Annotated in this window: 11 protein-coding genes; 5 read left to right on the forward strand and 6 right to left on the reverse strand. The window is 38.5% G+C overall.

Annotated elements, in window-relative coordinates; all coding sequences use genetic code 11:
- Positions 1-263 precede the first annotated feature (263 nt).
- Together QVP90_RS08160 and QVP90_RS08165 are read right to left on the reverse strand one after the other, a co-directional pair.
- Positions 264-1,199 (reverse strand): tRNA-dihydrouridine synthase family protein, encoded by a 936-nt coding sequence (locus QVP90_RS08160; RefSeq protein WP_021936139.1) that lies wholly within the window; start codon positions 1,197-1,199, stop codon positions 264-266.
- 138 nt (positions 1,200-1,337) lie between these two features.
- On the reverse strand, positions 1,338-2,255 hold the full coding sequence (locus QVP90_RS08165; protein WP_005927678.1) for an alkaline phosphatase: 918 nt from the start codon (positions 2,253-2,255) through the stop codon (positions 1,338-1,340).
- A 262-nt stretch (positions 2,256-2,517) separates the two neighbouring features.
- Between QVP90_RS08165 and QVP90_RS08170 the strand changes: the two genes are divergently transcribed.
- The 5 genes from QVP90_RS08170 (at position 2,518) to QVP90_RS08190 (ending at position 15,349) form a co-directional block, all read left to right on the forward strand.
- The gene (locus QVP90_RS08170; protein ID WP_021936140.1) at positions 2,518-4,293 is read left to right on the forward strand and encodes a right-handed parallel beta-helix repeat-containing protein; all 1,776 of its coding nucleotides are present in this window, start codon (positions 2,518-2,520) and stop codon (positions 4,291-4,293) included.
- Positions 4,294-4,376: 83 nt separating this feature from the next.
- Positions 4,377-7,421, forward strand: a complete 3,045-nt coding sequence (locus QVP90_RS08175; RefSeq protein WP_021936141.1) for a SusC/RagA family TonB-linked outer membrane protein — start codon at positions 4,377-4,379, stop codon at positions 7,419-7,421.
- A 17-nt stretch (positions 7,422-7,438) separates the two neighbouring features.
- Positions 7,439-8,932, forward strand: coding sequence for a RagB/SusD family nutrient uptake outer membrane protein (locus tag QVP90_RS08180; protein ID WP_005927669.1), 1,494 nt, complete (start codon positions 7,439-7,441; stop codon positions 8,930-8,932).
- Positions 8,933-9,014: 82 nt separating this feature from the next.
- The gene (locus tag QVP90_RS08185; RefSeq protein ID WP_021936142.1) at positions 9,015-14,138 is read left to right on the forward strand and encodes a DUF4627 domain-containing protein; all 5,124 of its coding nucleotides are present in this window, start codon (positions 9,015-9,017) and stop codon (positions 14,136-14,138) included.
- A gap of 380 nt (positions 14,139-14,518) precedes the next feature.
- Complete coding sequence (locus tag QVP90_RS08190) at positions 14,519-15,349, forward strand: hypothetical protein (protein ID WP_005927663.1); 831 nt, start codon at positions 14,519-14,521, stop codon at positions 15,347-15,349.
- A gap of 19 nt (positions 15,350-15,368) precedes the next feature.
- Here the strand turns inward: QVP90_RS08190 and QVP90_RS08195 are convergent, their stop codons facing one another.
- The 4 genes from QVP90_RS08195 to QVP90_RS08210 form a co-directional block, all read right to left on the reverse strand.
- Positions 15,369-16,301 (reverse strand): lysophospholipid acyltransferase family protein, encoded by a 933-nt coding sequence (locus tag QVP90_RS08195; RefSeq protein ID WP_044093850.1) that lies wholly within the window; start codon positions 16,299-16,301, stop codon positions 15,369-15,371.
- Positions 16,302-16,625: 324 nt separating this feature from the next.
- Complete coding sequence (locus tag QVP90_RS08200; protein WP_007479399.1) at positions 16,626-17,750, reverse strand: glycoside hydrolase family protein; 1,125 nt, start codon at positions 17,748-17,750, stop codon at positions 16,626-16,628.
- Between the two features lie 18 nt (positions 17,751-17,768).
- Complete coding sequence (locus QVP90_RS08205) at positions 17,769-20,807, reverse strand: chondroitinase family polysaccharide lyase (RefSeq protein ID WP_021936143.1); 3,039 nt, start codon at positions 20,805-20,807, stop codon at positions 17,769-17,771.
- A 27-nt stretch (positions 20,808-20,834) separates the two neighbouring features.
- The gene (locus tag QVP90_RS08210; RefSeq protein WP_005927651.1) at positions 20,835-22,667 is read right to left on the reverse strand and encodes an alpha-L-fucosidase; all 1,833 of its coding nucleotides are present in this window, start codon (positions 22,665-22,667) and stop codon (positions 20,835-20,837) included.
- Positions 22,668-22,676: the final 9 nt, after the last annotated feature.

The raw sequence follows: 22,676 nt of genomic DNA on the forward strand, positions 1-22,676 counted from the left end.
ATTTTTGGAAGTATGGATTTTGATGTTGAAAATATTATACAATTGTCTGCTTTGTTAATTGCTTGGTTATCAGCATTCTGCTTTTGCTATTTTTTTCTCTACGAGGAACGACTTGAAACTCTACGAGGAATGATCGTTTCTTCGTAGAGAAACTGGGTATATCTCGTAGAGAAATTCATTGAAGTTTTATAAGATGTGACATTTTGAGTGCGCTATGAAAAATTGCACTATAATATATTGTAAATAAAAATGAGGTGTATTTATCATATAAGTCCTATTGCCACATTGTATTTTGTCAGATTTGTGCTTTTATGAATTGCTTTCCAAGCTTTGTGTCCGATTTGTGGCTCAAGATATTCCCAAAAGGTTTTCATTTTATTGAGCAACTGATCTTCTCCTCCTTGCAAACGTTTTTCATAACCGGACAATACGATTTTGTGTGCTGCAAACAGCTTCTCTTTCATATCTTCAGCAGAGAGGTGTTTCTTCTCTTTATATTCTATCGCCAGAGCGGGGTTGGCCAATAATCCTCTTCCTATCATAATTCCGGCTAAAGAAGGAAATCGGGAATGGATGCGTTCTATGTCTTCTGCGTTTTTTATATCTCCATTATAGATCAGTGGATGCCGGCATGCCTTTGCGAAAGCTGCAAATCCCTCCATATCGGCGTTTCCTTTATATTGCTGCTTCCCTAATCGCGGATGCATTGTGATGTGTTTGAGTGGGAGTGCATTCATTATCGGAAGTAGATTCAGGCATTCTTTTGTGTTTTCCCATCCCAGACGCATTTTAACTGAGAAGTTTATTTCCGGATATTTATGTATTATTTCTAATAATTTCTCCACTTCTTCCGGAAAGGGTAATATACCGGAACCATTATGCCGTTTGGCCAACATCGGAAACGGGCATCCCATATTGATATCCACTTCTTTATATCCTTTCTCGATGAAAAGGGATAAAATTGCTTCCGCTTTATTGGTATCTGCTCCGATAAGTTGTGGGATCAGATGGGAGACGGTATTATTGCCCGGTTCGATATCCCGGATATCCCTGCTGCGGAATGTTTCCTTTTCAAGCCGTACGAAAGGAGTATAATATGTCTCTACTCCGCCAAAAACGGTAGCATGTGCATTTCGGTAAATAGCTTCGGTGTAGCCTTGTAAAGGAGCGAAGTGGATAGGAAGCGTTTCAACAAGCATAAGCATTTCTTTTTTGCATGCAAAAGTAGAGGGAATATTCTTTATTGCCAATAATAAAATGAAAAAAGCCTCATTCTTTATTGGGGGGAAGAACGAGGCTTGGAGATATTCAAATTGATTAAGGTAGAAGTAGCGTGTTTATTTGAAGACTTGCTTCATCGGCCGGCCAATCCATACTTGAGGTTGTTGTAATTTAAAGATATATGCAATTGTGGAAGCCACATCAAATTGCATCATACTTTCCGTAAAGTTATATCCTTTTTTGATACCTTTTCCCGAAATGATGAACGGAGTCTGCATTTCTTGCATTGTTTTGCCTCCATGTCCTTTATTGATGCCACCGTGATCTGCTGTTAATATAAAGATTGTGTCGTCCCACATGCCGGCCTCCTTTACAGCATTTACTATTTCAGCAATGTATCCGTCTAATTCTTCTAATTTTTGATAATAGGCTTCTGTGTCGTGTCCGATTTGGTGTCCTAAATGGTCGGGTTCATCGAAAAATATACCGATAAGGTCAGGTCTTTTTTCTTTAATATAAGCGCAAGAGTGAGTCGCTACCGCTCTATCGGCTTTTCCGGAAGGATCGTCTTCGGCTTTTACATGCATCTCCTTGCTCATAGCCTTCATCTCTGCCAGATATTCCAGTCCGTTCCATTGACAGAAAAAACCGATTTCTGCTTGCGGATTGGCGTCTCTGAATAATCCCCAGATGCTTGGAAAGATACCATAATGGCTAAGTACTCGCGAGGGGAGTTCCGGTGTTTTTGAACCCCATTCGGTGTATCCGTGTAGTTCCGGACCTGCCCCCATGAACATAGAAGCCCAGTTTACGGCACTTGAGGAAGGTAATACCGATCGTTTCTCCAAGGTGTATGAACCGTCTTTCATTAATTGTTTTACAGTAGGCATATTTGCTTTTTCCATGCTATAGGCACCCCATCCGTCTAATCCGATAAATACCACATGTTTAGCTCTCCATTTAGCCCCGAATGAAGGAGTACACAATAATAATAAAGTAAAGCAAATGATAAGCTTAAAAATTTTGTTGTTCATGATTGTTAAAAATTAGATTAAGTATTGTTCAGTTCACAAAGATACCCTCTCCTCATTATAGCTCTCTACCTATAACGGAGCTATTTATTACAATATAGTACATGATACGGCCTGTTTTTGGCTCTTGAAATATTAAAAAAAGGTTTGTACAATTTTGGAGCATTGATGAACAAAAATGTGTATTGAATATAGTCTTTATTCATACTTTTGTTGCAGAAAAACAAGCCTAATAGTAACTTTAATACAATAAAAACTATCGCTTATGAAAAATGTGATTATTACTTCAGTCTTAGCTCTAATGCTTGCGACGGGTGCGAATGCGAAAAACATCTATGTTAGCCCGGATGGCTCTACCTCTAATAATGGTAATTCTTGGGATTCTCCAATCAGTGATCTTGGAACAGCTTATTCAAAAGCATCCAAAGGGGATGTAATTCTCATGGCAGCCGGCACTTATACGGTTACTGCTACTATTAATATGATAGAAGGAGTACATGTCTATGGTGGATTTGCCAAAGGAGAGACTTCTATTGAGAATCGTGTACGCCCGAATGCTGCTACAGAACCTTGGAAATTTACAAATGAAACGATAATTACCAGTGGAAATCAGACTTTCCGTTTGGTAGACCGTGTTGATAAAGATACATTTTGGGAAAATACTATTATAGATGGTATTACTTTTAAAAACAATGTTTCAACAGACAGTCGGGTTCTCTACTTAAGAAATTCTGTAACTCTTCAAAATTGCCAGATTCTAAATAATGCGTGTAAGGGTACAGTTGTTTATGGTGAAGAAAACATGATAGTCCGTAATTGTTATTTCTCAGGTAATAATACTTCTGACGCTACTTACGAAGCTACAGTGACTCTTCAGTTGAGAGGTTGTCATTCTGAATATTTTCCAGGTAATCAGTTGTATGACTGCGTATTTGAAGGTAATAAAGTCCCTAGTTTATCCATTTATAATACGGAAGAACAGTTGAGTGACCAAGATGGTACATCTGTGACGAATTGTATTTTCAGAAATAATGAATCTTCTTGTATTCAGATAAATAATCAATGGGCTAAACGTTATTTGAAAATAACTCATTGCTTGTTTGAAGGGAATGTATCTAGTAATATAGGTACTGTACTTTCTGGTAATTCGGAAGTGTATTATGATTTTGCGTTTAACATAATCCGTAATAATACAAATACGAGTGTAGCTGGTGGTGACTCTTGGAGAAACTCGATAATAGCAACAAAGAAAAATGCACAAATAGAGAATTGTTTGATAGTTAATAACTCTTCAGATAATTTGTTAATAGATTTGCAAGGCAGTACCATATTTAATAATACAATTGCAAATAATAAGGGAACTATTTATGTCGGTGAGAACTATTCGCAAGTAGTGAATTCAATTATGGTAAATAATCAACCTACTCATAATGATAAAGCTGTTTTTACTACTGAAAATTCAGCAGTTCAATACAGTGCTTCTGATATAGAAATTACAGATAATTCTTCTACAAACTCAGTAACTCTTCTGAATAATATTGTAGAAGCTAATCCTTTTGTTCAGACAACTACTTTTGTCGGTTCTACTACGGATGAGACTGATATTCAGGCATTACAAAATGCGGATTTCTCCTTGACCAGCACTTCGCTCTGTAATAATGCCGGTTCTGTAGAATTTATAGATGAATTTTTTATGACAGAAGAATGGATGGATGAATTTATGAGTAAAGATATTGCAGATAATGATCGAATAGTAGATGGCAAAATAAATATGGGTGCTTACCAAGGTGGAAAAGGTACTGGTCTCAATAGTGAAAAAGAAACAGTGAATTGCGATGTGATTGTTGAAGACGGTATCATTTATGTTTTGTCGGAAAAAGATGGTTATGCTACTCTTTATAATATAAATGGTGCGATGCTTGAGTCTAAAGAAATTAGAGCAGGTAGTAACTCCTCTATGATTGTATCTGAAAAAGGACTGTATCTGGTTAGAGTAGTGGCTGGTAATCAAGTTAAGGCATTTAAAGTTATTATCAAATAATAACCTTCTATCTATAACAAAGAACGGTAATGATGCAATACCGTTCTTTGTATTTCCTTTTAATAATTTAAAATTATAACACTATGAAGAAAGTTATTTTATTGTCGATGCAGTTTGTCTGTTTTTTTGTTGTCAGTTTTCTATTGACACAAACTACGTTGGCACAAGGGAACTCTACTGTGACAGGTAAGGTTCTTGATAGTCTCGGAGAAAGTGTAATCGGGGCGTCCGTTTTGGTAAAAGGGACTACAAGTGGTACGATTACGGATATTGATGGAAATTTCAAGTTGGATAATGTACCTTCTAATGCTACATTGGTAATTTCTTATATTGGTTTTAAAACTCAGGAAGTGAATGTTGCAGGTAAGAAGAGTTTTACCATACAATTGGTTGACGATACACAAGCTTTAGAGGAAGTTGTGGTTGTCGGATATGGTGTACAACGTAAATCAGACTTAACTGGTGCTGTTGCATCTGTAAAAGGTAGCGAGGTTCTGAAAAATGCTCCTGCTGCTGATATAACTTCTTCATTGCAGGGGCGTTTGGCGGGTGTAAGTATTGTTTCTTCTTCTGGACAACCGGGATCTTCTTCTACTATTCGTGTACGTGGTATGAATTCCGTGCAGGCAGATAGCGGTCCGTTAGTAGTAATCGATGGTTTTATTGGAGGTTCATTAAGTTCATTGAATCCTTCGGATATTGCTTCTATTGAGGTTTTGAAGGATGCTTCTGCTACAGCTATATATGGTTCTCGGGGTGCTAACGGTGTAATATTGGTAACAACCCGTAATCCGGAAGCAGGAAAAGTAAGAGTAGAGTACAGTGGTTATGTGAATTTTAAGACCCCTTATAGTCTTCCTGATGTTATGGCTCCCGGTGATTTTGCAAGAGTGGCAAATGAATATGGAGCGGCACTTTATCCGGCTACTGATACAGGGGAGCCGTATCGCTTTTATTCTGATGAGCAAATTGCCGCTTTTGATAGAGGTGAAAATGTATATGATTACGTAGGGAATGTTTTCCGTGATGTTGCTATTGAGAATAACCATGAACTCTCCATCTCTGGCGGTAGTGAAAAAACTAAATTTTTATTTTCTGGAAGTTATAATAACAATCAAGGTACTGCTAAAAGTTCAAGTGCAGATACCTATAATTATCGTTTAAAGGTTGATACTGAGATTAAATCATGGCTAAAGTTTGGTGCTAATCTTTGGGGTAATTATTCAAAAAGCCAAGGTCCTCGTTTCAGTCAGTATCGTGGAGTATTGATAGAATCTTTAATATTCCCCAATACTATTTTGCCTAAAGATGAAGATGGAAATTATAATAATGCAAATTTGACGGGTCCCCAATATAATCCAATGGGACATATTTGGGAAATAGATACTGATGGTTATAAATATACTTCTCGTATACAAGGTTATGTTGATGTAACCCTTTTGAAAGGTTTGACTTTCAGAATGACGCAAGGTTTTACTTTTGGAGATAATGTATCTCGGTCAACTTATGGAAGAGATAGTTATACTACTGTGATGGCAAATGGAGATAAAACAAGTGCTACTGCTACTAGTACACATAATTATAGTTGGACCAATCAGAATATTTTATCTTATGTGAAAGAATTTAATAGAAATCATAGAATTAATGCTACGGCTGTGTTTGAGCAAATGTATTCTGATGACTTTATTCATAAAACTGAAGCTAAAGGCGGGTTAGTATCAACGATAATAGGTGCTAATAATACAGCTTTAGGTGATGTGATGTATGCTTCCGGTGAAAGAACGAAAACAGCAATGATGTCTTGGATGGGGCGTGTGAACTATGTACTTATGGACCGATATATGTTGACGGCTTCTTGGCGTTATGATGGTTCTTCTCGTTTGGATAAAGATAATAGATGGGAACAATTCCCTTCTGTTGCTTTGGCGTGGAATGTAAAACAAGAAAGATTCTTGCGTGATGTCAATTTTTTGAGTCAGTTGAAACTTCGTGTTGGCTATGGTGAAACTGGTAATCAGGCAGTAGAACCATATTCGGCATATACAGAATTAGAAGCTACTAGAGATGCTCAGAATCATTTAGCTTTATCTACTAAACGCATCGGAACTCCTAATCTGAGATGGGAAAGAACGCAACAATGGAATGGAGGTATTGATTTCGGTGCATTTAATAATCGTTTGACTGTATCATTGGACGTATATCATAAGTTGAGTAAGGATGTACTTTTAGAGGTAGATGCTCCACATTATACAGGTTTTTCCAGTAGATTGGAGAATGCTGCCCATATCCTGAATAAAGGTTTTGAAATAACGATTGGAGCTGATCCTATTGTATCTAAAGATTTTAATTGGAATACAAATATTACTTTGTCTCATAATGAAGGCACTATTGAGGAACTTTATAGTGATAAATCTTATATGGTTATTAGTGGAAATTATGAAAATAAATATTTCCGTAATGTAAAAGGGAAAAAACTGGCTACAATGTGGGGATATGTAAGTGATGGTGTATGGAAATCTTGGGAATTGGCGGATGCTCCTGCCGGAACAGAAGCCGGATCGTATAAGTTTAAAGATATTGATGGGGTTGAAGGTATTACAGAAGATGATCAAACAGCTATTGGTAATGGCCAGCCGTCTTTCCAATGGGGATGGAATAATACATTGACTTATAAAAATTTTGATCTGGGTATATTTATTATGGGAGTACACGGGTTTGATATTTATAATTATACACGGGAAGCTCGTTTTGCTACTAATGGACTTATTAATTTAGGTCCTAATCCGGAATGGGCTAATCGTTGGACTCCTGAGAATGAAAATACGGATATTGTAGGGTTTGTGAAGGGAATTAATGCTTTGACTCCTTCCTCTCAGTTTGTGGAAAAAGGTGATTTTGTAAAGGTGAAAAGTATAACATTGGGATATTCTTTGTCGAATGCAAACCTAAGTAAGGCAGGCATTAGTAAACTTAGAATTTATGCATCTATCCAGAATCCATTCTTGTTTACGGGATATTCTGGAATTGATCCGGAGGTAACATTGAAAAGTCCACTGACTTCTGGTATCGATTGGGGATATTATCCTAATGGACGCAACTATTTGATAGGGCTTAATTTCGCATTCTAAAATTAAAATTACAAAGTATGAAAAAACTAATTATAACATTTGGGATTAGTGGTATATTGCTTACCGGATGTGTTGATTTGCTTCAGGAGCCTTTAAGTTTTCCTACACCTGAGAATATTGAATATACAGAAGAAAATGTGACAAGTTTGGCAAATGGTTTATATACTTCTCTTTGGGGAGGTAACTATGCATACAATTGTCGTACGATATTAATGGGGTTGGGAGCTGATGATGTTTCTTGTGGTTCTTATACTAAACGTGGTGTTCATTGGGATCAACTGCATGTCGATATGGCGAGTATGGAAAATGACTTCATGACAATGTGGGACAATATGTATAAGTTGATACAAGGAAGTAATCAGTTGATTGAGGGTCTGACGGCAACATCTTCAATGACAGAGGAAGAAAAGAAACAATATTTGGGTGAGGCTTACTTCATGAGAGCATTTGCTCATTTTAATTTAGTTCGTTGGTTTGGTGACGTACCAGCGTTTACCGATTCACAATGTGCTACAGATTTTTTGGGTAATTCAACAATTACTCGAAATAGTGTAGAAGATATTTATAAGAAATTGATTGTTCCTGATTTACAATTAGCAGAAACGTTGTTGCCTAACCGAGGTCGTGTTTCTGATGCTCCTAATTCTACGGTATCTAAATGGGCGGCTAAAGCTTGTCTGGCAGAAGTTTATTTGACAATGGCGGGTTGGCCGTTGAAACAAACTCAGTATTATGCAGATGCAAGAGATAAAGCTTTTGAAATAATAGAAGATGGTGGTTATGATCTTGTTGATCACTATGAGGATTTATGGAAAGAAGCTACTAAAAGTGATGATAAAGAACATATCTTTGCATTGAATCATTCTACGGACATGTACAGTAATTATGGTAAATCTTATTATATTACAGAAGAATCTACGTCGGCTTGGTCTGATTATGTAGCTGATTCCTGTTTCTATGAAAGATATCCGGAGGACGAGCGTAAAGAGTTTAACTTTATAGATGAATTTATTATTAATAGAAGGAAAGTTAGCTTTAAAAATACGACAATGAGATCTCCTGCTATTAATAAATATCGTGATTATGGAGGCGTTAATTCTGCTCAGTCGTTGGGTATAACACCTATTTATCGTTATGCTGATGTTTTGTTAATGTACGCCGAGGCTCAGAACAAGGCGGATCATGGACCCAATACATTTGCTTATGAGCAGATCAATAAAGTTCGTAAACGTGCTATGGGTGGTATTGATAATCCCTTAACTCCGAATTTGGATGAAGAAGAGTTTGATAAAGCGGTATTTGACGAAAGAGGTTGGGAATTCTTTTGTGAATTTAAACGTTGGTTCCAACTCGTCAGAACGGAAAAGGTTTGGGATGCCAATCAGTTCACTCCAAGAATAAAGGAAGGGATTGATAGCTATGGTGTGACTAAAGATAATAGAAATGTTTATTTGATGCCTCTTCCTTCTGAGGAAGTACAATCTTGTGGATTTACCCAAAATCCTCGTTAACGATTCTTACGTTTTTTAGAAAATAATTCGAAGAAGTTATCCTTTAATGAAGGGTAACTTCTTCACAAAATCAATAAAATTTATGAAAAACATTTTCTTAACACTGTCCTTTTTGGGCTGTGCCGGATTAGCCTCGGCATGGTTTGCTCCTAATGCGGTAATGTGGTATGAAGAGATGGTACAGACCTCACAAACTTCAACTACAACTGTAAATCTGATAAAGGATTCTGGCTTTGATAATGCTGATTTTACGAAAGTATTCGATGCGGAACCTTATTTATATGGTGAATGGTTAACTTATAAAGATGCCAAAGAAACGAATGTTACTTCTTATGATATAGTAGATGATCAGGAGAGAGGTAAAGTTGGATCTTTTACAGGCAAACCTTATTCTTGGTATACTTCATTTTTTGCGCAGAGGATTGAAACCGTTGCTAAAAAAGGAATCTATAAACTCTCTTTTTGGGGAAAATCGACAGATGGAGGTAAAGCTAAAGTTTTTATTCGTTTGACTGACGCAAATGGGAAAGATGTGCAGAAATTCTTTATTAAAGAAACCGGTAAACCGGCTGATCCTTCATCTAAATGGTATGGTTCTTACTACAATACTTCACTTACTTCTACATGGGCAGAATATTCTGTAGAATTTGATTTTACCAAGACGATAGGTAGTATGTACAGCGTGCCGTTGAGTGATGCTGTTGATGCGGATGAGACTGATCTGACTAATTTTAGTATTTGTTTTCAAGGTGATGTTGCTGATAAAACGATTTTGATTGATGATGTACAATTGGAATTAGTGGAGGATTTATCAGAACCGGATCCGGAGACTCCAACTGAGTTGATTAAAGATTCTGATTTTGAAAATGCAGATTTTACTAAGACATTTGATGCGACCCCAGTTGTTTTCGGCGAATGGGTAACGTATACAGATGCTAAAAATGAGAAAAATAATATCAGTTATATTGTTGCTGATGATGCAGTTAGGGGTAAAGTCGGTTCTTATACAGGCAAACCTTATTCTTGGTATACCTCATTTTTTGCACAAAGAATTGAAACTACTGCTAAAAAGGGAATTTATAAACTTTCTTTCTGGGGTAAATCAACAGATGGAGGTAAGGCCAAGGTTTATATTCGTACCACGGATGCCGGTGGTAAAGATGTACAAAAATTCTTTATTAAGGAAACTGGAAAACCTTCTGATCCTTCATCAAAATGGTATGGTTCTTTTTATAGTACAGCTTTGACTGCGGAATGGGTTGAATATTCTGTTGAATTTGACTTTACAAAAACGATTAATAGTATGTACAGTGCACCTTTGAGTGACGCTATTGATGCCGATGATATTGACTTGACTGATTTTAGTATTTGTTTTCAAGGTGATATCGCAGATAAGACAATATTAATTGATGGTGTTTCGCTTACTCTTGTCAAAGATATGTCTGATCCGGAAGACCCTGACCAACCAGGTGAAAACTTGGTAAAGGATGCAGATTTTGAATCTAATCCAGATTTAACTTTACAGTTGGAAGAACCTACTGTTTGTGGACAATGGGTTGCTTATAAAGATCAATATGAAACAAATGTTGTAACTATTGGTGTGAGTGACGATACAACACAAGGTAAGGTGGCTGCTATTACTGGAAAAACTTCTTCTTGGTATACGACAGTTTTATCTCAGCGTATTGATGGTACTGTTCCCCTTGGGATTTACCGCTTTTCATTTTTGGGACGTTCGGATGACGGTGGCCAATTAAGAGTTTATACACGTGCTACGGATGAAAATAATAGTAATGTAAATAAGTTCTTTATCAAGGAAACTGGGAAACCGAGTGATCCAACTCAAAGTTGGTACGGATGCTGGCAAAGTTTTACTTTAACAGATACATGGAAAGAATACTATGTGGACTTTAACTTGTCAAAGACTGCTAATAGTATGTACCAGTGGACATTTGATCAAGGGATTGTGAAGAATGCAACAGATATTGATTTGACTAATTTGAATATTTGTTTTTTAGGTAATAAGGAAAATGCCACAGTTTATATTGATAATGTAAGTTTTGCGAAAATTGCTGATATTGATGATGAAGATCAGAAGTTGATTATTCAATATGACTTTGAGGAAACGGTAGTTCCTACGGAATGGAAAGCTGTAGGAAGTGAACTTAGTCTAACTAAAGAGCATTTTAAGAAAGGAGTGCAGTCTTTATGTTGGGACGCTGCTGATAAAGCAACAGTGGAGATTGGGTTTAGTGATAATTTGACCGTTAGTGATCAAAATGCAGCATTCTTTAATATCTATAGTATGAATGCTAATAATGATACTATTTATACAGAGTTTCTGGATGCTGACGATGAAGTTGTGAAGAGAGCTACGATTCTCGTAAACTTTAAGGGATGGCGTGAATTTAGTCGCCCATATAATGAATATGAGAATAAAGCTAATGGAAAAGTGAAAAAAGTAAGATTTACTTATGCTGCAAAAGAGGGCGATGGGCAAAAGATATTTTTTGACAATGTAGATTTTAATGCTGTAGTGGATAGTAAACGTCAATATCCGGACATGATGGTATTGGATGCAGCCTATCTCAGTGAAGATAATTCACGTTTGTTGAAGGTGTATGCTTTTGGCGCAGATATAATCCCGGAAAAGGCAACTGATATGGAAATAAGTGATTTCAATACATTGAAATTGGGCTTTGGTAGAACCCCAACTGGTAATACCGGTAAGATCAGGGAGTTGCTTAGTAAAGTTTCTGCAATGAATATTGTGAGAAATAGTGATGGTACTGTGTCTGGTGATGTGATGCCTACTCCTAAAGAGTTGACTTTGGATTATTTAAATGAGTTATCTTCTGATGTTGAAATTTTAGCTGCATCTATTAGTAACCAACAGGTAAAAACTGCATTTAATAATCTGGTTGATCATATAATAGATCAAGGACTCTTATATAATTTCAGTGGACTTACTTATAGTGATTATACAAATGTAAAAGCAATTCCTGCAGGTTTCCTTAATGCGATGAATGCTTATACGGAAGCACAGAAAGTTGAAATTATCAAAGCAGTGAAGTGGATTGTGGAATTTAATTTGGCTTATGCACCATTAGAATACACGCTCCCTAACCAGAGTTCAGATTATATTTATAATTTCTTGCCACATTTGTATGGATGTGCTGCCAATTATCCGGATCAAGATGTAGCAATTGAAAATATGAAAGCATTAACGAGATTGTTAGAAAATGCTAGTGAATACTCTCCGGGGTCGAATGATATTTTGAAGCCGGATGGAACGGGATTCCATCACAACACCCATTATAATAATTATATGTATGCATATAGAAGTTGGGTAGAATATATAGGAAAACTTAAAGGTACTTGCTTCAGAATCAACCAGGATGCATATGAACGTATTAAAAAAGCGGTAGTATCAATGTATATCATGTCTACAAAATCTGAAGATGGCAAGATACAACTTTCTGCCAATAGTTTGGCTGGACGCCATCCATTGGTAGGTGGTACAGAAATGACTTTTACAAAAGACTTGTTCAAGACACTGGTAGAAGTTGGTGGCGATATTATGGGTACTGGTATTGATTCAGAGTTAGCTTCTCAATACAATTATTTCTTTATGGAAGATTTCTATTCTGGAGTCAACAAGGCAGATATGGATGGTTTCTATCAATTTAATTATAGTCCGGCCGGTATTTACCGTCAGGATAATTGGGTGGCTACCATGCGTTGTCCGACTACAAAATTCTGGGGAGGTGAGATTTATAGTAAAACGAATCGTTTTGGTCGTTATCAGGCTCATGGAACTCTTGAGATAATGTATGACGGGGCTATGGAGAATTCCGGTTTCCCGAAAAAAGACAATGATAACAGTACAACTAAAGAAACTGGTGGATGGGATTGGAATGTAGAAGCCGGTTCAACTACCGTACATTATACTTCGTGGAAAGAAATGATGCCGAATAAGAATGTAACCGATCGTTTCGACCAATATTCCAAAACGACGAACTTTGCCGGTGCATTGGCTTGGAAAGATTGTGGTATGTTCGGAGCAGAATTTGATCAGGATGATTCTTGGGGAAGCCAGCGTTTCACTCCGACTAATCTGACCTTTAAAAAGTCTGTATATGCATTTGATGGAATGTTGATCAGCTTAGGTAGCAATATCTCTGCATCCGGTTCGTATAGTGATGATATGATTACTGCAACTAACTTATTCCAGGGTATTGATTCTGATGTTAGTGGTGATCTGATAATAAATGGTGAGACAATGCCGGCCGGTGCGGAAGCTAAAACAAATGATTCGTCTGCTGATTTATGGATGGTAACACCTCAAGGTACCGGTTATTTCGTGCCGAAAGGAAACGATCCGATCGTTATTAAGCATGGTGAACAAGAGTCTCCGAACGAGACAGGTGACAATGTGGATAGTCCTGTTACTGTAACTGCTGCTAAAGCTTATATTGATCATGGTGTAAAGACTTCCGATAAAAAATATGTATTTGTGGCTGTTCCGGCAACGAATACTACGGATATGACTCAATTGGCTGCTAAGATGGCTAATAATGGCGGGGAAATTTTTGAGATAAAAGCTCAAAATGAGAAATTGCATGCTCTGACTTACAAGCCTGCTAATGTTACAGCTTATTCTATCTTTACTGCTATGAGTGATTTGAATTTCGGTTGTGTGAAATCTACCGGTTCAGAGATGCTGTTGATGGAAAAACTGGATACTGAAAAGAAAACGCTTTCATTAGCAGTGGCGAATCCTAATTTACGTCCGAAGGATGATGAAACTTATGGTTGGGTAGCTACTCCTACAGAGACAAATATCGTTGTCGATGGAGAATGGGTATTGAGTCAGGATGTCGATGGAATTGTAGTTACTCCTCAGAGTGATAATACGACAATGATAACCTTGACCCTTGCCGAAGGTGAACCGGTGTACATTGAACTGATTGATAAAGACGCCGTGGGTATAGGAAATGTAGAGCAATCTGTACAGACCAAAGTTTATACGGCAGGAAACGATGTTTTCGTTGTGAATGCTGTAGGAACGGCAGTTGTGTATGATGTTGCCGGACAAGCCGTTAAAACGGTTGATGTAGATGGTACGGCACGTTTCACTCTTGAACAACAGGGATGCTATATCGTGAAAATCAATGATAAAACGGAAAAGGTTATGATTCGATAACCTTTCGATTTCGTAATTCTTCTAACCTATGATTGAAACCGGCCCGAGGGTCGGTTTTTGTTTTTATATAACCTTGTTATTGTTATTACAGATATGTTTTTAATTTGATATTGGATACGTGTTTTTATCATATTTCTCTTTCTAAATATCCCCGATGAGAATGAAATGGTTAGTTGTTAGGTGTCAAATTTTACAATTGGATACAATGATAGATGAATATAAGATGAAATTTATTTGTTTTTCATCTATATTTTATAATATGTTATTGTTTTAACTATCTTTGTAAAAAGATATTGGATTTGAATGTTTGTAGTGTTTTTATATAATAATAAAATGTATAAAAACAATGATGCTGATTTAATTTTTTGAAACATTTTACAATGAAGAAGGTTTTCATTACATATGGTGATCAGAAGTATAAAGATTCCTTGCAACGGATAAAAAAAGAAGCGGAGGCATTGGAGATTTTTGATGAAATTCATCTTTACAACGATAAATTACTTCCGGATTTGTTTCAAGAATATGTAAGACAATACGAAAGGGGAGGCGGGTATTGGTTATGGAAACCGTATGTTCTTTTTGATGCTTTGAGCAAGGTTGATGAGGGGGATATCATTGTGTATGCTGATGCCGGATGTACTTTGTTGAGGCATACGGATTGGAAAGACTATTTTCGAATACTTAAAAGAAAAGAGGCCATTTTCTTTATAACGAAGGGCAAGAACAAGAAATGGTGTAAAAAGGAAGTATTTACTTTTTTCAATCCGAATAATAGTCTGTGGAGAAATGCCTATCAGATACAAGCTACTTTTTTCATGATAAAAAAGACAAAAAGTAATGAAGTGATAAAGCGATGGTATCAATTGGCAACAACCCATCCTCACCTGTTTATTGATATTCATCAAGACGAGCGCTTTAAGGAAAATCCTTCTGTTAAAGAACATAGGCACGACCAGGCAGTGTTGACCGGTTGTATTTGCATGTCGAAAGATTTGCGACGATATTATCTGATACCGGAAAGGATGGAAAAAAGACTTTCGGGTGGGCAGGCAGTATTGGCATCCCGAATTTCAGCAGAAGGTATCCGTGGGGCAGACATGAGCAGCCCTGTGGAGAACCCATTTGTAACTTATATCAATAAACTGACGGAAAATCCATTGCGGAAATTCAGAACATTGCTGTTTTTCTATTTAAGCCGTATTTCCGTATAGACGGCTTCTTGTCACGGAATTAAAGCCGGCTAAGTTTTTTTTCCTGTATTTCTTTCGGATAGAGCTGATTATATATTTCACGTGTACGTTTCCAGCGTTTATGCGACCAAAGCCAATATGGCGGTTCGCGTTGAATTGTTTTTTCCAATAAACGGAAATATTGTTCAGTTACCTGAAATTGGGGCAGGTTTTTCGTTGAGTCGGCTATTTTTAGAAAGCGAGCCTTGTAATATCCTCTTTGAGGACGGTATACGTCCAGATAAAAGATTACACAATCTGCTATTCTGGAGATTCGCTCAGCACCGGTAAACACCGGTGTGTCATGATTAAGGAAATCTGTCCAATAATGGATGTTATTGTATCCGGGAACTTGGTCTGATATGTAACCTACGATACTTTTTTGCCCCCTTTTTTTCCAGCCTAAAATGGTTCGGAAAGTGTCGTCCATTTGTATGGATGTAGCCCCGAAACGTCCGCGCATGTATAGGAAAAGCTGGTCAAAAGCCTTATTCTCCAATGGATGATAAATTTGTGCGCTAATCCCTGCATTGCCCAAATGCATAGGAAGCGAACTGATCCATTCCCAATTACAATAATGCCCTAAGTATACCGAACAAGAACGACCTGCTTGGAAAGCTTCTGTAATCTGCTCGATTCCTTCGAAATGCATTCGTTTTTGCATCTGTTTTTTACTCATGGAGAATAATTTCACCGTTTCCATCAGATAATCACAGAAATAAGAATAAAATCTTTTTTCAATGCATAAAATCTCATTTAAGCTTTTCTCCGGGAATGAAGAGATTAAGTTTTGCCGAACGACTTTCCGCCGGTAACGGATGCAATAATAAAGGGGAAAATAAAGCAAATCAGAGAATATATAAAGCAATCTCAATGGCAATAAAGAGATGATATACCAAAAGGCAAAAATCAAGTAATATAGAGAAGATTTCATACAGCCGAATTGATCCATAAGATTCTATACTTCCGCTTGAATTGGTTCAACAGAACCAAACAAGTATAACCGAAATTTGAAATATCGGACAAAACTAAAGAATATTTCTTATACGGACAACCCTTTGGTGTTTTTATTTGGCTTTAATTGAATGAAAACTTAACATTGTATCTTCGATCTCATTTTTCGAAAGAAGTGTATATCTTCTGATTTTATGTTGATATAGCTCGTTTCTTACTGCCTTTTTGTAGAGAAATAAAGGTAACCCAAAAAGATCTTATGACTCTCTTTCTGGGTACGAGGTGAATTCGTTTTTTTGTCTTGCTATTTTGCAATCGGAATTACCATGTTCCATGACCGTGTTGCATTATCAAATCCTCCGGGACCATCCATTGTTGCGAAAAATATATAGGCAGGTTTGTCATTTTCAAACAAGATGAACGGGCGTTCTAATTGTCCTTGAGTTGTAACTGTGCCATCTTCCCATTCCACGGTTTTGGAGTAAGCTTGTGCATCCTTATCTACTGTCCAGCGAATAGCATCTTTGGAGTGTGCCATTGCTCCGGCTTTGGATTCAACCGTATATTTTCCTACATGGTCTTTGAAGATGATATGATATCCTTCTTTATCTTTCCATAGGAACGGATCTTCGGCTTCTCCCTGGCCGTTTACTTGAAAGATGGGCTGATTGTTGTTCTGCACTTCATAAGGGCCTTCTATGTGTTTTGCTTTAGCGATTCCTAATGCCATATCAGAGTATTTGTCATTACCGATATATTCTCTTCCTTTAAATATCATTGTTACCGATCCGTCTTCTTCTACAATAGGAGAGGGGTTTGATGTCAGAAAACTATAAAAGGTGTTGGGCTTGGTCTTCAATATGGGTTCATCCAGACGTGTCCATGGGCCGTAGAGTGATTTTGATTTGGCGATACCTACTCTTTTATTGCTACGGGCCACGATGCACCACGGGCTTTCCAATGTAAGTTGTTCGGCTGTAGGAGTGTCAAAAGGGTGGGTAGATCCCATATAGATCAAATAATAAGTATCTCCGCTTTTTAAAATTCGGGGATTGTGAGCAGAACGTCCGTCCCAATATTGGGCACCTCTTTCTTTTAATGCAATGTCCGAGAGCTGGTAAGGTCCTTGTGGAACATCGCTGGTTGCATGTACGATTTCCGAAGCTACCATCCATCCCGGATGGAAAGGAAGAGACTTAGGAAAGCGGGATACGAACATATGGTATTTGCCATCTTCTCCTTTGATGACAGAACTTCCCCATACCCACCAGCCTTCACATTCGAAGGCTGGTGTTTTGTAGGCTTTCCCGAGTTTATGAAACAACGGGTTTTGTGATTCTGCTTTTTTTTGTTGTACCTCTTGCAAGGTTTGGGCATATAGGGCAGTTCCTATCAAAAGATATGCGATAAATAAGATTTGGCTTTTCATGTTTTACTTTGTTTGATTTTATTTTTTGTGAAGCTTTATTTCCAAACTTGCTGCATCCGTACAAGTGAATTCCAATACGGTTTTTTTGTTATCCGAAGAGAGGATTTTGCAGTAAGGAGTTTTGTCCATTTCCCACTTTCCTTTCAGTTCGATATGTACTGGTATGGGTTGGCTCGGGTTTCCTATCCAGGGACGGGAATAAATGCTGCGCTCGATACGTTTTCCCTTTTCATCGTATATATCGTCTGAAGGGCCCCGATACAGTGCGAGGTCCGGTTGGCATACGGTGAGCACTGCTTCTTTTTTATTCTCACGTAATAAGATGAGACAGGAAGTATCTGCTTTCTGTATGAGTCCTTTTGGCAGTGCGTCCGGAGTTTCGAATAAAACATAAGAGGTCGTATTACTTTTCAAATCGCGTACGATGTGTGCATTACGGTCTTTTTGCAGTACTTTGTACGACGGCTTTTTGGCAAATGCACTCATCTCAGCCTGGTTGGTGCAGGGAAGGATGGCGTATTCATAAGAAGCGTTTTGGGGAGCTTTCCCATGGTCAATGGTTAGCGAAACCCAATCTCCTTGAGTCTTTTCGCCGGTGTTTTGCATACGGGAGTATTGCGGGAAATTTTTTTCGAATTGGGTTGTTACAGGAGTGTAGTAGCCTGTTCCGACAGGGTCTATCCAGTATTTTTCATTTTCTTTATAGTTCTTCCAGAAATTGCGGTCGGCATCGCTTTTTACGGCAAGCTGGAAGATGGTTGTTTCCGTAGGGTATTCACTGTTTGTATTTTCGATATCCGAACCAAGACATACGATTGTTCCGTCGAAGAAATGGAATGATTTACGGGCACGATGGGAACCGTTGTATTTATCATGTTCGTGAAGTTTCATCCCGAATGCTCCGTTGCGGTGTTCTTGTGAAATCCCTCCTGCGAATGCTTCGTCTGAGTACAGCATTTCTTCATATCCTGAGAAAATATCTACATTGAGGATGTTGGCTTCCAATTGGTCTACCGGGAGATGGATGGCTGTTGTGCCCGGTATGCGTCCCCAGTCGAATCCTTCTTCCTGCCATCCTCCACTGGTAGAGGATACCTCTTCTCCTTGGGGAGCTGTCATGATTTGCAAGCTGCCATGAGCCAGGTAGCGTCCGAAAAGGTTTGCACCCCGGTAATGTTCGGCAGCCCATAAATAGCGGGAATGTCCGCGGGCTACTGCAGACCAGTTGTTGCGGCGTTGTACCGATACACAGGCATATCCCATCGCCTTATTTCCTTCGGGAGTTTGTTCCGGGGTGAATCCTTTAGCGGACAGCAAGTCCGTAAATAGTTCTTCCTGTTTACTGCGTTTATAGGGCTTCTCTGTCAGGCGCAAATAAGCACCGGCCATGGCGGTATCTATTTCTTGGTGTCGGTCAGGAGAACCGGCGAGAGCCATAATGGCATAATGGCTGGGAATTAATTCTCCTTTTCCATTTGGATGCCGGCCGGACATGGAGAGAGGAAAACTCCGTTTGTTGCAATAGAAACGCATGGTGAGAAGTACTTCTTTGACCGTTTGGTGGGCCAATTCAGAAACGGCGAATCCTGTGTGACTCAATAGATAAATCATATTTGTAGCTCCTGTTAGTCCACCTGTGGCATATGCCGGATAATTGTTGCAATGATGATAGGCAGAGCCGTCTGCTTTAAAGGCATCATTCAAACCTTCTGCCGGTAAACAGCCGTTATCGATCCAACGTGAAAAAGATTTTAGATATTGTACTTTTTCCGGTGTGTCTTCCATAAACAGGATGCTGGCGATACGTCCGGTACTGAGGGTATTGAAGAAGTCGATATCAATCCCTGCTGTTTGGGGTTTATTGTATACGTCGTTCACTGTCGAGTACCAGAGCATTGCTTTTTCCGCTTCTTCCTGTTTACCTATCTCTTTGAATACTTCTTTCATCAGGAAATAGGCGGTGAAGAAAGTACGGAAACTATAACCGTAGTGAGTGATATTGCCCAAACAACTGCCATAAGCTACTCCCTGATCTGTGATATGGTCGTACATGGCTATGAACATTTGTTTAAGCACTGCTTTATCTTGAGGATTTGTTGTATTGTTATAGGCTACGGCTATTCTGTTCATCAGATTGAAAAAACTGCTTACATCCATATTGTTGGCAGCCATTAAGTTGCCTTTCCAATTCGGGAGGATACGTTCGTAGGCTTCGGCTGCCCGCCCATAAAAGAGAGGGAGTCCGGCAACTTTTCCGTCTTTGTATACGATGCCATAATGTTCGTAAGCTTTGCGTAAGTTGGCTATTGTTTGTGAGGTAACTTCGCCCGGAGGACAGATTATTTCTCTTAAGCGTTTTTCTATGATTTCAATTTCTTGTTTCTGAGTGTTGCTGACGGTTGCTTCCAATGGAATATCCGGAGTTAGTCTGGAATATTTCAGAGCGAACAACCAGTGATTACCGGTCTCTTTGTTCACGAATGGAACTTGCAAGTCGGCTGTCTGGTAGCGATGATCCATTTTGGCAGCGGTGAGCAGATGGTCGATATAAATCTCCCCTGCCACATCGGGAGCTGTGATCCGTATTTCGTTCATACCTTCTTCCGGAGTGCCTTTCATGTCTCTTTCGTAAGAAACCCAGGCAGCACGCCATCCATGAAAGTTCAATCCGAAAGGAAATGAGCTACAGGTCTTTCCGTCTTTTTGAAATTCGAATTGAAGCGTTTTGTCTATCGGTTTTTCGTTATATATCCATACCACAAAGACTGACAGATATTTGTCCGTTCCTGTCGGATCTTTCTTTTCAAATTTCAAATCCTTATGGATAATAATGCTTCCTCCCGGCTGGAATTTCCATTGGAGCGATTGTGTACCGTCTTTATAATGTTGACCGGAGATAGATAAATCAGAATGAATACCGGCGACGAATGAAGGTACTTCTGTTGATTCGAAGGACAACAGTCTGTCATGTTTCACTAATTGGGCTGATAGTAAAATCGGGCTGATGGCCATAATGGTGGCGCAAAGGCCATTTTTGAATGATTGATATTTTGTCATATGAATAGGGCTTTAGTGATAAAATAATTATTGTGTTTTGTAGATTAATTCTATTTTCATGATTCGTATATTATTTTCACTTTCACCTTGAAGGTCTTCTCCAAAATGACCGAGCCGGGTGAATGTTCCGATTTTGTCGATAGAAAGTTCTATTTTCTGCGTACCTTCTTTGGGGAATGTAACAGTACCGATGGTACTCCAAGTTTCCGGATAAGAGTTCTGGCGTACATTGGCCAGTTCGCCGTCTTTTTTAAGCAGGCGGTTACTGAGAATATTGTCTCCTGTTTTTAAGGTAACAAATGTTCCTTCTGCAAATGATTTTCTCCAGTGGCGACTGGTATATAGCTTTACTTCATACTCTCCGGGAATGTCTATTTCACATTCTAACAATAGGCTGCCGGTTTGCGGGTTGAAATTTTCGGTCGTTCCTCCTTCTGCGAAAGTTATTTTTCCCTTTTGGCCGGCCTTAACTGTTCCTGATGCTGCCGGAATGGAGATAATTCCTTCATTCATTAAGTTTCTGGTATCTGTTTTTATTGGAGTTTCGCAGACAAGTTTGATAACCGGAATTTTTTCATAGTCCAGTCCATCAGGGATTGTGATTGTTTTGACGGATTGCCGGTTAGCAACGGTTAATGGTTGTTGAGTTGCCAGTATCATCGCTTGCCGGATGTCTGAATGTAAGCCTTTTAGCAATATACAATTGTTTTGCGGACATTGTGTCAGGTGCAGGTATAGATTATTTTCTTTACGGGTGACATAGCCCCAAGGGAAATTATCATTGAATGGATTACCTTCTGTACCATAAATGGATTCGGAGTTTACTGCCATCCAGTTACCTACAAATTTTAGAATATCCACACTTGGCGTAGGTATTGTACCGTCTGCCATCGGACCGATATTAACCATATAATTAATATTGCGGCTTGCAGATTCGATCAAGGAACAGAGAATCTCTTTTTTCCCTTTCCAATGGTTGTCGTTCTTTTTATATCCCCAAGTATGATTTAAGGTTGCCACCATTTCCAGATCGGTTGTTGCTTTGCTACAAGGCATTTCATTGTCTCCCAATGGTCCATAATCTCCCAGGTTGTATCCTACACGCCCATTGATAATACAGTTTGGCTGTAACTCCCGTATCACATTGACAAATATCTGGCTTTGTTCAAGGGTCAGATCGAAAGGGGTATCGTACCATATTAAGTCAATATTGCCATATCGTGTCAGCAGTTCACGTATCTGTGGGAGCGCTTTATGTCGAATGTACCTGTCGAGGTTGGGTTTGACTTCTGATTTCGGTTTTCCATAGTGTCCATCGTATTCATTAGACATAACGGCTGCATCCTCTTCGTGCCAGTCCTGACGATGTGAATAGTAAATTCCGACTTTAATTCCGGCCTTTCGACAAGCTGTAATCAATTGTTTTAACGGGTCTTCTTGATATGGTGTCATTCTTATATTGAACTCACTGGCATCACTTGGATAAAGAGCGAATCCATCGTGATGCTTTGCTGTGAAAACGATATATTTGGTACCAGCTTGTTTGGCTAATGCGACCCATTCTTCCGGATGATAGTTCAGAAGTGTGAAATCTTTGGTTAGCTTATTGTATTCACTGTTAGGTATTTTGGCAAAGTTCTGTATCCATTCACCGATACCATCTATGTCTTTGCCGTTCCATTGGCCGGCAGCTACAGAATATAATCCCCAATGAATGAATAAACCGAATCGGGCTTCACGCCACCAGTTTAGTCGCGTTTCTGTTGTAGTATGGGTTGGTTGTGCAAGGATGAATTGATTGGAAGTACAACTCAGGACAACCAAGAGTATAAACAGTTTTTTCTTTAATAGCAGATTCATTTTTTTTAG

The sequence above is a fragment of the Bacteroides sp. CAG:189 genome, from assembly GCF_000432295.1.
In the GTDB taxonomy this organism is placed as follows: domain Bacteria; phylum Bacteroidota; class Bacteroidia; order Bacteroidales; family Bacteroidaceae; genus Bacteroides; species Bacteroides salyersiae.

Coding starts and splice junctions, on each gene's coding strand:
- QVP90_RS08160 (WP_021936139.1), bottom strand. CDS start 1,199: ATGCTTGTTGAAACGCTTCCTATCCACTTCGCTCCTTTACAAGGCTAC.
- QVP90_RS08165 (WP_005927678.1), bottom strand. CDS start 2,255: ATGAACAACAAAATTTTTAAGCTTATCATTTGCTTTACTTTATTATTA.
- QVP90_RS08170 (WP_021936140.1), top strand. CDS start 2,518: ATGAAAAATGTGATTATTACTTCAGTCTTAGCTCTAATGCTTGCGACG.
- QVP90_RS08175 (WP_021936141.1), top strand. CDS start 4,377: ATGAAGAAAGTTATTTTATTGTCGATGCAGTTTGTCTGTTTTTTTGTT.
- QVP90_RS08180 (WP_005927669.1), top strand. CDS start 7,439: ATGAAAAAACTAATTATAACATTTGGGATTAGTGGTATATTGCTTACC.
- QVP90_RS08185 (WP_021936142.1), top strand. CDS start 9,015: ATGAAAAACATTTTCTTAACACTGTCCTTTTTGGGCTGTGCCGGATTA.
- QVP90_RS08190 (WP_005927663.1), top strand. CDS start 14,519: ATGAAGAAGGTTTTCATTACATATGGTGATCAGAAGTATAAAGATTCC.
- QVP90_RS08195 (WP_044093850.1), bottom strand. CDS start 16,301: ATGAAATCTTCTCTATATTACTTGATTTTTGCCTTTTGGTATATCATC.
- QVP90_RS08200 (WP_007479399.1), bottom strand. CDS start 17,750: ATGAAAAGCCAAATCTTATTTATCGCATATCTTTTGATAGGAACTGCC.
- QVP90_RS08205 (WP_021936143.1), bottom strand. CDS start 20,807: ATGACAAAATATCAATCATTCAAAAATGGCCTTTGCGCCACCATTATG.
- QVP90_RS08210 (WP_005927651.1), bottom strand. CDS start 22,667: ATGAATCTGCTATTAAAGAAAAAACTGTTTATACTCTTGGTTGTCCTG.